Consider the following 13,316-nt stretch of genomic DNA (forward strand, 5'->3'; position numbering starts at 1 on the left):
CGGTCTGCAAATGGCGATTTTCTGCGCTTCCGGTGCTCATATGCCTAAATGTACATTCCGCTCCGTTCTCGAAACTCGCCATTTTCGACTCGCCCTGACGTGAATTGCATCAAAGTTCCAAGGCCATGATCAACCTTCCCCGCGAACGTATGGATCAAGTCGTCAAGCGTTTCGAGATGCTCGAAGCGCAGATGTCGGCCGGGCCGGCGGCCGATGCCTATGTCAAGATGGCGTCGGAATATGCCGAACTGCAGGACATGGTGGCCAAAGTCCGGGAATTGCGTTCGGCAGAACATGAGCAGGCCGATCTCGAAGCGATGCTTGCCGACAAGGGCACCGACGCCGAGATGCGAGCGCTGGCCGAGGCCGACTTGCCAGGCGTGGAAGACCGCATCGATGCCCTGCAGAAGGACATCCAGATTCTGCTGCTCCCAAGGGATGCCGCCGACGACAAGAACGCCATCCTGGAAATCCGCGCCGGCACCGGCGGTGACGAGGCAGCGCTTTTCGCCGGCGACCTGTTTCGCATGTATGAGCGCTACGCCGCCGAACGCGGCTGGCGGTTCGAAACTGTATCGGCCAGCGACGGCGATGCCGGCGGCTTCAAGGAAATCATCGCGACCATTTCGGGCAAAGGCGTCTTTGCCCATTTGAAATTCGAGTCCGGCGTGCATCGTGTGCAGCGCGTCCCGGCGACCGAAGCCAGCGGACGCATCCACACGTCAGCCGCCACGGTTGCCGTGTTGCCGGAGGCCGAAGAGGTCGACATCGAGATCCGGGCGGAGGATATCCGCATCGACACGATGCGCGCTTCGGGTTCCGGCGGCCAGCACGTCAACACCACCGATTCGGCGGTGCGCATCACCCATTTGCCGACCGGTATCATGGTGGTTCAGGCGGAGAAGTCGCAGCATCAGAACCGGGCAAAGGCCATGCAGATCCTGCGCGCCAGGCTTTATGACATGGAGCGCAGCCGGGCGGATGAGGAGCGTTCGGAATCGCGCAAATCGCAGGTCGGCTCGGGCGACCGCTCGGAGCGCATCCGCACCTACAACTTCCCGCAGGGACGCGTTACCGACCACCGCATCAACCTCACCCTCTACAAGCTCGACCGGGTGATGATGGGCGAGCTCGACGAGGTGATCGACGCGCTGATTGCCGACCATCAGTCGAAGCTGCTCGCCGACATGGGCGTCGATGGCTGATCAACTGCCCGCCGCGCTCGGGTCGCTGCTGAGGGCGGCAAGGGAGCGCCTGGCCGCTCGCGGTATCGCCGATCCCGCGCTCGATTCCCGGCTGATCGTCGAACATTTCTCCGGCACAACCCGCACCGAGGCGATCGCCGAACCCGGCCAAACAGTCGATTCCTTCGCGCTTGCGGCAATCGAATCGGCCCTGAGACGTCGCGTCGCGGGCGAGCCGGTCCACCGCATCCTCGGCTACCGGGAGTTTTACGGCTTGCGCCTGTCGCTGTCGCCGGAGACGCTGGAGCCGCGACCCGACACCGAGACGCTGGTCGACGCAATCCTGCCTTTCGCCAAGGCGACAGCCGGTCGGTTGGGCGAATGCCGCATTCTCGATCTCGGAACAGGCACCGGCGCCATAGCACTGGCGCTGCTCAACGCCGTTCCGGCGGCGACCGCGACAGGCGTCGACATTTCGCTCGATGCGCTGGCGACTGCCGCCCGCAACGCCGCGGAATTGGGGCTCGGCGGGCGCTTCAAAGCCTTGAATTCCAACTGGTTCGACAAAGTTTCGGGTCGATACCATGTAATTGCCTCGAACCCTCCCTATATACGTGGTCGAGACATTGGAAATCTGCAGGACGAGGTCCGCGATTTCGACCCGCACCGGGCCTTGAATGGCGGTGTGGATGGTTTGGACCCCTACAGGGTCATTGCCGCAGAAGCGGAAAGATTCCTGGAAATACAAGGCAAGGTAGCGGTCGAGATCGGCCACACACAGAAAAACGAAGTAACCGGGTTGTTCACGGCAGCCGGCTATAGCTTAGCCGGGGCGCATCGCGACCTCGGCGATAACGACAGGGTTCTGGTGTTTGAGCGTGGAAAGCCCTGATGCAGTGCGAAAAAACAGCTTGGCAATGCTAATGAATGCAGTTAGGGTCCCGCTCAACCGGATGAGACGAAGCAGGCAGTGCTCCCAGCGATTCGGTTTTCCTTGGAAATAGCTGCCTCCTTGCGCCAACGACGCCCAAGCTTCGTGCGGGAATCGTCCGGCAAGTGATGTAACCGGAACAGGATGGCACGTGGCGCCAACGCAATCGATGCGGGCGAACGCCGGTGAGAAGACGAAGCGGCTGGCCGGATGAGCGCCACCGTTCGCGAACAGTTTTTTGAAAATTTCACATTGAAGAGAGTCGAATGAGGCCACAACAGCAGAATAGGCGCATGCGCGGTCGTAACAACAATGGCGGCGGCGGTGGCAACAACAATAACAACAACCGCAAGGGACCAAATCCCCTGACGCGCAGCTACGAGAGCAACGGCCCGGATGTGAAGATCCGGGGGTCAGCTCAGCAGATCGCCGAAAAATACGCCACTCTGGCCCGCGATGCGCAAAGCTCCGGCGACCGGGTCATGGCGGAGAACTATCTCCAGCACGCTGAACACTACAATCGCATCATTGCCGCCGCGCAGGCGCAGATGCCGATCCAGAACGCCCAACAGAACCGTGACGATTTCGATGACGATCTTGATGAGGATCGCGACGAGTTCGACAATGCCGGCAACAACAACGGTGGCGAGGCTCCGGCCGCGGCAAACGGCTCCGGGCCGCAGCCCGTGATCGAAGGCACACCGGCCGAACTCGCCTACAACCAGGAAAATGGCCGCGACAACAACCGGCGCGACAACAACCAGCGCGACAACAATGGCCGCGACCGGCATCGTGACCGCCGCAACGGTGGTTATGGCCAGAATGGCCCACGCGGCGACAATGGCCAGCGTGGCGAAGGTCAGCGCGGCGAAAATAGCGGCCAGCAGTTCGACCAGAATCGCAATAACGAAGCGCCGGCGCAGCCTGAGGGTTCCACCGAGGCCGGTTCCGTGCCGGAGCAGGCGCCGCAGTTCGACAGCTTCTCGCCGGCCGCTTTGGCCGCCCAGGCCGAGCTCAATGAAGCCGCAGCCATGGACAATGGCGCCCGCCGCCCGCGGCGCCCTCGGCGTCCGCGCGGCTATGCCGATCAGGCCAGCACTGGCGAACAGTCGGAGAATTCGGCGCCGGACAATCTGGCCGAAGGCGGCAATGGCGATGACGGCGGCGCCAAGCCTGTTGAATCAAAGCCCGCTGAAGAGCCGGTGCGGGCGAGCGAGACCCTCGCCAGCGCGCCGACGCCGGTCGCCAGCGAGCCGGTGGCTCCGAACGAACCGGTGATCGTCGACGCAAACAACTGATCCAGACGTCTTTCAGACATTGCAAACGGCGGAGAAATTTCTCCGCCGTTTTTGTTTGTGCGCCGTTGGAATAATATGGCGACGCTGATGCCCGGATATCTTGAGAGCCTGCCGCCTCCGCACCATATTTGCGCTGAACGGGGCCCGGCTCGATAGAGCGGGTCCGTCACCGCAATCTGATCCGGTGCCGCAAAGCGGGCCGGTGATGGAAGGAGACAAAGAATGAATCTTGAAAAATACTCGGAGCGCGTGCGCGGCTTCATCCAGTCCGCGCAGACCATGGCGCTCTCGCGCAACCACCAGCAATTCACGCCTGAGCATATGCTGAAGGTGCTTGTCGATGACGACGAGGGCCTCGCCGCATCGCTGATCGAGCGGGCCGGCGGGCGCGCCCGCGACGTCAAGCTCGGTGTCGAGACAGCGCTCGAGGCCATGCCCAAGGTCGAAGGCGGCAACGGCCAGCTTTATCTCGCCCAGCCGCTGGCGAAAGTGTTCTCGACCGCCGAGGATCTGGCCAAGAAAGCCGGCGACAGTTTCGTCACCGTCGAGCGGCTGCTGCAGGCTTTGGCCATGGAGAAGTCGGCCAAGACCGCCGACATCCTGACCAAGGCCGGTGTCACCGCGCAGGCGCTCAACCAGGTCATCAACGATGTCCGCAAGGGCCGCACCGCCGATTCGGCCAATGCCGAGCAGGGCTATGACGCGTTGAAGAAATACGCACGCGACCTCACTGCCGACGCGCGTGCCGGCAAGCTCGACCCCGTGATTGGCCGCGACGACGAGATCCGCCGCACCATCCAGGTGCTGTCGCGGCGGACCAAGAACAATCCGGTGCTGATCGGCGAGCCGGGCGTCGGCAAGACGGCGATCGCCGAGGGCCTGGCGCTGCGCATCGTCAATGGCGACGTGCCGGAATCGCTGAAGGACAAGCAACTGATGGCGCTCGACATGGGCGCGCTGATTGCCGGCGCCAAATATCGCGGCGAGTTCGAGGAGCGGCTGAAGGCCGTGCTCAACGAAGTCACGTCGGCCAGCGGCAACATCATCCTGTTCATCGACGAGATGCACACGCTGGTCGGCGCCGGCAAGGCGGACGGCGCCATGGATGCGTCGAACCTGTTGAAGCCGGCGCTGGCGCGCGGCGAACTGCACTGTGTCGGCGCGACCACGCTCGATGAGTACAGAAAACACGTCGAGAAGGATCCGGCCCTTGCCCGCCGTTTCCAGCCCGTCTTTGTCGACGAGCCGACGGTGGAGGACACCGTCTCGATTCTGCGCGGCCTGAAGGAGAAGTACGAGCAGCACCACAAGGTGCGCATCTCCGATTCGGCGCTTGTTGCGGCGGCGACGCTGTCCAACCGCTATATTGCCGACCGCTTCCTGCCGGACAAGGCGATCGACCTGGTCGACGAAGCCGCGTCTCGGCTGCGGATGCAGGTCGATTCCAAGCCCGAGGCGCTGGACGAGATCGACCGCCGCATCATGCAACTCAAGATCGAGCGCGAAGCGCTGAAGGTCGAGACGGATGATGCCTCGAAGGACCGGCTTGTCCGCCTGGAGAAGGAACTCGTCGGCCTCGAGGAGGAATCGACTGAGATCACCGCCAAGTGGCAGGCCGAGAAGCAGAAGCTCGGGCTCGCCGCCGATTTGAAGAAGCAGCTCGACGAGGCGCGCAACGATCTTGCCATTGCCCAGCGCAAGGGTGAATTCCAGCGCGCCGGCGAGCTTGCCTATGGCAAGATCCCGGAGCTGGAAAAGAAGCTCAAGGAAGCCGAGGCCCAGGACGGCAAGGCCGGCATGGTCGAGGAAGTGGTCACGCCAGACCACGTCGCCCATATCGTCTCGCGCTGGACCGGCATTCCGGTCGACAAGATGCTGCAGGGCGAGCGCGACAAGCTGTTGCGCATGGAAGACGAGATCGGCAAGCGGGTCGTCGGCCAGGGCGAGGCGGTGCAGGCCGTTTCCAAGGCGGTGCGGCGTGCCCGCGCCGGACTGCAGGATCCGAACCGGCCGATCGGCTCGTTTATCTTCCTCGGACCGACGGGTGTCGGCAAGACCGAACTGACCAAAGCGCTGGCAAGCTTCCTGTTCGATGACGACAGCGCCATGGTGCGCATCGACATGTCGGAGTTCATGGAGAAGCATTCGGTCGCCCGGCTGATCGGCGCGCCTCCCGGTTATGTCGGCTATGAGGAAGGTGGCGCGCTGACCGAAGCGGTGCGGCGCCGGCCCTATCAGGTCGTGCTGTTCGACGAGATCGAGAAGGCGCATCCCGATGTGTTCAACGTGCTTTTGCAGGTGCTCGACGACGGCCGGCTGACAGATGGCCAGGGCCGCACGGTCGACTTCCGCAACACGCTGATCATCATGACGTCGAACCTCGGCGCCGAATATCTGGTCAATCTCGGCGACGACCAGGATGTCGATGCCGTGCGCGACGAGGTGATGGGCGTGGTGAAAGCCTCGTTCCGGCCGGAGTTCCTGAACCGCGTCGACGAAGTGATCCTGTTCCACCGGCTGCGCCGGCAAGATATGGACCGCATCGTCGAGATCCAGCTCAAGCGGCTGGAGAACCTGCTTGTCGACCGCAAGATCACGCTGTCGCTCGATCATGACGCGATCGAGTGGCTAGCCTCCAAGGGTTACGATCCGGCCTATGGCGCAAGGCCGCTGAAGCGGGTGATGCAGAAAGAACTGCAAGACCCGCTGGCGGAGAAGATCCTGCTTGGCGAAATCCTCGACGGCTCGTCTGTCAAGGTGACCGCTGGCTCGGATCGTCTGAACTTCCGCTCGAAGCCAAGCGTGGTGGCGACGGAAGCCGCCGCCTGATCTTGGGGCGATTGAAATGAGAGAAAGCGCGTCGCATCACACTGATGCGGCGCGCTTTGCTTTTTGCAGGGACGTTGCAGCTCGGCTGAAACTGCCGACCGATGAAAAGGGGGATTGAATGCAACTCGACGACTATAACGACTTCTGCGGCTCGTTGCCCAAGACGACTTATGTCGTGCAGTGGGGTGGCGCTCATGTCTGGAAGGTCGGCGGCAAGGTGTTTGCCATAGGCGGCTGGAACGCCGGTGGGCAGCTGTTCGTCACCTTCAAATGCTCCGACATGGCCTTCGACGTGCTGAAGGAGCAGCCGGGTTGCCGGCCGGCGCCTTATCTCGCTTCGCGCGGCATGAAATGGATCCAGCGTCAGACAAGCCAAAGCATGGATGATGCGGCGCTGAAGGACTATCTGCGCGAAAGCCATCGCCTGGTCGTCCTCAAGCTGACGAAGCAAGCACGCAAGGAACTGGGGCTTGTCTAATTCTCTGCTGGAGCATGATCGTTTCCGAAAACCGGTTCCCACTTTTCGGGATCATGCTCTCGCTAATATTCCTTCAGGCGCCGGAAAGCCGCCATCTTCATGCCCGGTTCATATTGGAACCTTAGTCTCGGTAACTGGTTTGCTGGCGAAGGGTTCGCCCACCAGGAGCCCTGTCGACCGGAGAGCCTGATCTTCATGCTGCGCACCATCTTTTCCCTTTCGGCTTTAGCCGCTGGGCTGGTGTCTTCCAGCGCGTTCGCCGCGCTTAGCGTGGACGGCGCGCAAGGCGCCCGACCCGCACGGCACAGCGCGCTGATGCTCGCGCAGGACGGCAATATCGACATTTATCACGACGCCAGGGGCAACCGGGTGCTTGTCGATGCCGACACCGGCAAAGTGATCGCTATCCAGCCGCCGGGCAGCCGATTCGACCGTCGGGCGCTGCGCCGCCAGCGCCAGCAGGAATTCGACCGCGTGCCGGCCGAAGACGATGACCGCTATTATCTCGACAATCCGGAGGATATGGCCCGCTTCCGCCGCCGTCAGTTGGAAGAGAATGGCCGGGTCATTCCTCCGCCCGCCGATGAATATGATCCCAACGGCGACAACTCGGTCGATGCCTATCCGCCGGCGCCCAATAATGATGACGGCTCTGCCACCACTTATCCCGAGGCACCGAGGTCGAACACCATCAAGCGCCAGCCGCTGAACGAGGCGTCGATCGATCCGGCGCAGCCGGGTCAGGGCGAGGTACTTCAGACCGATCCTGAAAGTCAGGCTTCGCCGCCTCCAGACACCGGCGGCAAGGCCACCGTCGATCCGTCGCTGTCGCTCGGCGCGCGCCAGGATGTGGCGGCGCTGCAGGTGCTGCTCGATCGCGGTGGCGCTTCGCCAGGCGTCATCGACGGGCGCTTCGGCTCGAATGTCGACAAGGCTCTGGCCGCCTACAACCAGATCAACGGCGCCAGCCTGAAATCGACCGACGCGGTCGGCATCCAGGCGGCTCTCGCCCAATCCGGCGGCGATGCCTTTGCCAATTACACGATCACGTCCGAGGACGTGGCTGGCCCTTACGTCGCCTCGATCCCGGAGGACTATAGTCAGAAGGCCAAGCTCAACTGCATGTGCTACACCTCCGTCACCGAAGCGCTCGGCGAGCGCTTCCACATGGACGAGAACTATCTGAAGGCGACCAACAAGGGCGTCGATTTCAATCGCCCCGGCACGATCATCAAGGTCGCCAATTTCGGCAGACTGGTGTCGACACCGGTCGCGCGCATCGTCGCCGACAAGACCAAGAAGGAAGTCTATGCCTATGATGCCGGCGGCAAGCTGGTCGCGGCCTATCCCGCCACGATCGGCTCGGCGGATACGCCGTCGCCGACCGGCATCCACGCCGTGTCGCGCATCGCGCTCGACCCGAACTACACCTACAACCCGAACATCAACTTCAAGCAGGGTGAGAACGACAAGATCCTCACCGTTCCGCCGGGCCCGAACGGACCGGTCGGCTCGGTCTGGATCGCGCTCGACAAGCCGACCTATGGCATACACGGCACGCCCGAACCGTCCAAGATCGGCAAGACCGAAAGCCACGGCTGCGTGCGCCTGACCAACTGGGACGCGCGCGAGCTCGCCAAGCTGGTGTCGCCGGGCGTTACCGTGGAGTTTGTCGGCGGGCCTTCAGCCGATGATGTTGCGCAGCAGTGAGCTGCGCGGCGCGGCGGCATAGATGAGCTGCGCCACCAGGATGAAGCCGATGCTGAGCAAGGGCGCGACCAGGCAAAGGGCCGCGCCGATTGCCCACAAGATCTGCGCCCTGATAATACGTTGATAGACGGTGTGCCGCGTTTGCGCATCGACCTCCTCGGCGATCATGCCATTCCTGTCGGCATACCACCAACTGGCGAAAAGCGAGGCGCCCAGCATCAAAAGGTTCAGCCAGTAGACCAGCACCGCGACCCTGAACTCGAGAAAATCGGCAAGAAGGTCGGTGGAGAACGGCAACAGCGCGATGAAGGCGAGAAAACATAGGTTGAGCGTGGCGAGGCGCCGGTCCGACTTCGCGATCAGCCCGTGTTGTGCCTGCTGGCCGAACCAGAAGATGGTCAGCGTCAGGAAGCTCAGCGCATAGGTCAGGAAACGCGGCGCCAGCGCCAGGATCGCCGCGAGCAGCTCGCTCTCCGAATGCACCGCCTCATGCAAGGGCACTCTGATCTCCAACACGATCAAGGTGAGCGCGATGGCGAAGACGCCATCGGTTATCCCGACGATGCGTCCGCGTCCTTCCGCCGACGGTTCCAGCGGCCGCTTCATGGTTCCCCCCTAGCGCATACAGGCAAAGCTCTGGTCAAATCCTAGCACGCCAATCACGATTTGCATCGGGATTGGCGCCACCTCGCCATGCGGCCAGTGTCCCGTGGTTTCCAGAAGAGCGATCCTGTGGCTGTTGTTGTGCACCTGTTGGAGGGCTAAGCAGGGTTTATGGCATCCACGCATGAAACCATTGCCGATTCGCATTCGCTCGAGCATGCGAACGGCACGTTCTGCCCACAGACGCAGCGCAAATTCGTGCTGGTCGCCGCGATTCTTGCTTCAGCGCTGGGTTTCATCGACGGATCGATCCTGGCGATCGCCATGCCGGCGCTGCGCGTCAATCTCGGCGCCAGCCTTGCCGAGGCACAGTGGATTTCCAACGCCTATGCGCTGACGCTCTCGGCTTTGATTCTGGCCGGGGGTGCCGCCGGCGACCGCTTCGGTCTGCGGCGCGCCTTCGTGGCCGGCATCGCGCTGTTCATCGTCGCTTCTCTGGCCTGCGCGGTCGCGCCCAATCCGGCGATGCTGATCGCCTTCCGCGCAATCCAGGGCATTGGCGCCGCCATCATGGTGCCGGGCAGCCTCGCCATCATCGCCAAAGCCTATCCGAAAAAGGAACGCGGCCGGGCGATCGGCATCTGGGCGGCCGCTTCGGCGCTGACGACGGCGCTCGGCCCGGTGCTTGGCGGCTTTTTCCTTACCACCTTCGGCAACGGCATCTGGCGCGCCATCTTTGCCATCAACCTGCCGCTCGGGCTGATCTCGATCTATCTGCTCTTGGCCAAGATCCCGGCCGACCGGCCAACCGAAAAGCGCAGCCTCGATCTCGGCGGCGCGGGCCTGGCAACGCTTGCCTTCGGATCGCTGGCTTATGGCCTCACTGCGATGAATGCCGAAGGCGGGGGCGGAATGGCTGGCCCGGCTATTCTTATTGGCGCGGTCCTGCTCGTGGTCTTCATCCTTTATGAGCGCCGGCGCAGCGAGCCGATGATCGATCTCAGCCTGTTTCGCATCCGCGCCTTTGCAGGCGCCAATCTGGCGACCTTCTTCCTCTATTTTGCGCTGTCGGCCAATCTGTTCTACCTGCCGATGTTGATGATCGCCGGCTGGGGACTGAGCGAGGCCGAGGTCGGTTTCATCTTCCTGCCGCTCTCGGCGTCGATCGCGCTTCTGTCCGGCCCGATCGGCCAGTGGTCCGACCGGATCGGTCCGCGTTTTCCTATCGCCAGCGGCAGCCTGGTTGTCGCCATCGCCTTTGCCGGCCTGGCGTTTCTTACCCACGCCGGTATCCACAATTTCTGGACCGGGGCGTTTCCGCTGATGGCGATCATGGGGCTGGGCATGGCGCTGGTCGTGTCGCCGCTGTCGACCGCGATCATGACATCCGTCGAGGATAAGGACACAGGTGCTGCCTCGGGTATCAACAATGCCGTCTCGCGCATCGGCGGCCTGATCGCGGTAGCGGCAATGGGATCGCTGGCGGCAATCGTCTATGCGCGGATGACGAACGGTGCTGCCGGCGTTCCCGGCTTCGGCGAGCCACCGGCGTCCAGTCTTGCCGCCAATGTCGACGCCGTCAGGGTCGCGGCAAGCGATTCGGCCTTCGCCGCGGTCGCGATGATCACCACTGTGCTTTGCCTGCTGTCGTCGATAACGGCATGGTTCACGGTTCCCGGACAGGCATCGCCCTGGCCGGCGCCGTCAGACAATTCGCGCGAGTGATTCGAAAATCGCCTTTTTGCGCAATTTCGAACGAAAACCGCTTAGACCGTTTCACGGAAACGGCGAACCGCTCTAACTCTTTGTTTAGGCAATTCCGGACGGAAAACCGCTCACACTTTTCCTGGAATTGCTCTAGCACTTTTCCCGGAATTGCTTCGGTCAGCCTTCGATCTTGGCGCTGGCAACCTTCAGCGAGTTGCCGTCTTCCTGCTTTAAGAGATCGTCGATGCGCTCGCGTTCACGCTTGAAGGCGACGAGATCATCGCCCTTCAGCACCTTGCCGACCGGCAGGCGCACGCGCATCGGGTCGACCTTGGTGCCGTTGACGATCAGCTCGTAGTGAAGATGCGGCCCGGTGGCGAGGCCGGTCTGGCCGAGATAGCCGATCGTCTGGCCTTGCCGCACGCGCATGCCGGGCTCGATGCCCTTGGCGAAAGCGCTCTGGTGATTGTACGACGTCTCGTAGCCATTGGCGTGGCGGATGATGATCTGCTTGCCGTAGCCGCCGGCCCAGCCGACTTTCTCGATGATGCCGTTGCCGGCGGCGATGATCGGCGTGCCGATCGGGGCTGCCCAGTCGACGCCGGTATGCATGCGTACATAGCCCAGAATCGGATGCCGGCGGGCGCCGAAGCCGGAGCGGAATTTGCCGGCGGGCAGTGGATTGCGCAGCAGGAATTGCTTGGCGCTCGAACCGTCCTCATCAAAATAGTCGGTGCCGCCGTCCTGCATCTGGAAGCGGTAGAAGTTGCGCGTCTGGCCGCCGAAGGTCGCCGAGACATAGAGGAGCTCGGAATTGTCGGAAGTCTGGTCGTCGCCGTCGGGCTGCGAGAACAGCACTTCGAGGCGGTCGGACGGTGAAATCCGCGACTGGTAGTCGACGTCGGACGCGAGCAGCTTGATCAGCTTCTGCGTCATCTCCTTCGACATGCCGTAGGAATAGGCGGCGCGATAGATGCCGTCATAGACGTTGGGCAGATTGCCGCGCACCACGACAGGCTGCGAATCATCGAAGGCCGTCAGCAATTCGGGATTGGGGTCCGGCTCCTGCGCCGGCACATACTGGCCGCGGTCGTCGAGCGCGATGGTCACGATATGGGTGGTCTTGTCGTAGACGCTGGTGCGCACGACCTTGGCGACGTCGCCGCGCACTTCGAGGCCGACGCGCAGCACGGTTCCAGCCTTCAGCGCCGGGGCGTTCAAGAGCTTGCCGATCGCCTCGGCCATGCCGGTGGCGTCATCGCCGGTATAGCCCGAATCGGCATAGGCCTCGGCGATGTCGGTGTCCTTGGTGAAGGGGATGATTTCCTCGGCGAAGGCCGGCGTCTGATCATCCAGCGCGGCGCGCGGCGCCACAGAGACGTTCTCCTGAGTGATCTTCACGTCATAGGAGCCGGCCATCGATTCGGCGAAAGCATCGCCGAAACGCTGCGGATCGAGATAATGCAACGCCGCTACCTGGATCGCGCCGTCGATCAAGCCTGTGCCGGCGTCGCGCACCACCTTCTCCACCTCGGCGGCGGAAAGATCGCTCTTCTCGTCGAAGGCCGCCGTCTCGATCGGGAAATCGACGGTCTTCAGGCTCATCTCGCTCTCGACCTTGGCGCCGTAGATCTGGCCGGCAACCGCGGTGGCTGCGGCCGGCTGGGCTTTGTCGTCGCTGTCGTCACCGAAGACCTGCATCGGGTCGAAGGGCGGGTAGGGGCGGCTGGTGGTGTGGCCGGCGGCAAGCGCCATCTTGATCTGCACGAACGGCATGGTGTGGATAACGTCACGGTCGCCGACCTTGGTGACCATCGACACTTCCATGCGACGGCGGTCTTTCGCCCGGGCGATCTGGCGCGGCGCAACCAGCCTGGTGGTCTTGGCCTGCTCGCCGGAATCATCGCCGCCCCCGGCTAGGCTGATCAGCTCGGCGATTTCGGGCGGCGTCGCCAACTGCTGGCGTCCGTCAAGGGCGGCAAACAGGGCCACGCCCATCAAAACGCTCGAGGTCACACCAGTGAGAAACGTGCCCGACAGCCAACGCGCCGAAACCTCGCGGCGGTCGGGCGGACCGCTGCGGCCGTCCGCGATCAGCGGCGGCTCATTGCCGAGTTCGGCTATGACATCTTCCGAGTCTGGCATCCAGAAAGGCTGCTTCTTCCCCAGGCGAACGGCTTGTCGTTCTCGTTGCGGCCATGACATTTGCCTGTCACGGCGATTGAAGTCAACGAAGCGGCAGGCCGGGCCTGATGTCCCGATCATGCGTTCCGCGTTAAGCGGGCTTTGTCGTCCCGTTGTCGGGCGCCTCACAAGTACGCGCGCGCCTTCCTTATTAAGGGCCGGTTTCGAACCTCAATGCGGCGGCAATAGGGCCTCGTTGTGGATGACCCAGGGGCTTCCGCCGGGGCAGTCGGCTATCGAAAATCGCGGCCGAAAAAATCGTCGCAAAAAATTCAAAAAAGTTCGAAATCGGTGTTGACGGGTCGAGCGGCCTCCGACTATATACGCCTCACCAACGAGGGCGGCGCGCCGCTGGCGACGAAGAAGTTTGCTTCTAGGTTAGCCCTCTGCGA

At 62.8% G+C, this 13,316-nt stretch carries 9 protein-coding genes; 7 read left to right on the top strand and 2 right to left on the bottom strand.

Features of this window, described 5'->3' with window-relative positions; translation table 11 throughout:
• Positions 1–125: 125 nt before the first annotated feature.
• The 6 genes from prfA (at position 126) to AB6802_RS29610 (ending at position 8,430) form a co-directional block, all read left to right on the top strand.
• The gene (gene prfA / locus AB6802_RS29585; protein WP_371013761.1) at positions 126–1,205 is read left to right on the top strand and encodes a peptide chain release factor 1; all 1,080 of its coding nucleotides are present in this window, start codon (positions 126–128) and stop codon (positions 1,203–1,205) included.
• Positions 1,198–2,076, top strand: a complete 879-nt coding sequence (gene prmC, locus AB6802_RS29590; RefSeq protein ID WP_371013762.1) for a peptide chain release factor N(5)-glutamine methyltransferase — start codon at positions 1,198–1,200, stop codon at positions 2,074–2,076. Before prfA ends, prmC begins: the two co-directional genes overlap by 8 nt.
• A gap of 332 nt (positions 2,077–2,408) precedes the next feature.
• Positions 2,409–3,413: a DUF4167 domain-containing protein gene (locus AB6802_RS29595; RefSeq protein ID WP_371013763.1), complete on the top strand. Its 1,005-nt coding sequence runs from the start codon at positions 2,409–2,411 to the stop codon at positions 3,411–3,413.
• A 222-nt stretch (positions 3,414–3,635) separates the two neighbouring features.
• Positions 3,636–6,242 (top strand): ATP-dependent chaperone ClpB, encoded by a 2,607-nt coding sequence (gene clpB, locus AB6802_RS29600; RefSeq protein ID WP_371013764.1) that lies wholly within the window; start codon positions 3,636–3,638, stop codon positions 6,240–6,242.
• 118 nt (positions 6,243–6,360) lie between these two features.
• The gene (locus tag AB6802_RS29605; RefSeq protein ID WP_371013765.1) at positions 6,361–6,720 is read left to right on the top strand and encodes an MmcQ/YjbR family DNA-binding protein; all 360 of its coding nucleotides are present in this window, start codon (positions 6,361–6,363) and stop codon (positions 6,718–6,720) included.
• Between the two features lie 195 nt (positions 6,721–6,915).
• Positions 6,916–8,430: a L,D-transpeptidase family protein gene (locus tag AB6802_RS29610; RefSeq protein WP_371013766.1), complete on the top strand. Its 1,515-nt coding sequence runs from the start codon at positions 6,916–6,918 to the stop codon at positions 8,428–8,430.
• Here the strand turns inward: AB6802_RS29610 and AB6802_RS29615 are convergent.
• Complete coding sequence (locus AB6802_RS29615; protein WP_371013767.1) at positions 8,404–9,036, bottom strand: TMEM175 family protein; 633 nt, start codon at positions 9,034–9,036, stop codon at positions 8,404–8,406. The genes AB6802_RS29610 and AB6802_RS29615 overlap by 27 nt on opposite strands.
• 168 nt (positions 9,037–9,204) lie before the next feature.
• On the opposite strand from AB6802_RS29615, the gene AB6802_RS29620 reads away from it, so the two are divergent.
• On the top strand, positions 9,205–10,758 hold the full coding sequence (locus AB6802_RS29620) for an MFS transporter (RefSeq protein ID WP_371013768.1): 1,554 nt from the start codon (positions 9,205–9,207) through the stop codon (positions 10,756–10,758).
• 159 nt (positions 10,759–10,917) lie between these two features.
• Here the strand turns inward: AB6802_RS29620 and AB6802_RS29625 are convergent, their stop codons facing one another.
• Entirely contained in the window at positions 10,918–12,885 is a 1,968-nt protein-coding gene (locus tag AB6802_RS29625) for a M23 family metallopeptidase (protein ID WP_371013769.1), read from the bottom strand.
• Between the last annotated feature and the right edge of the window lie 431 nt (positions 12,886–13,316).

The sequence above is a fragment of the Mesorhizobium sp. RCC_202 genome (genome assembly GCF_041355295.1).
GTDB lineage: Bacteria > Pseudomonadota > Alphaproteobacteria > Rhizobiales > Rhizobiaceae > Mesorhizobium.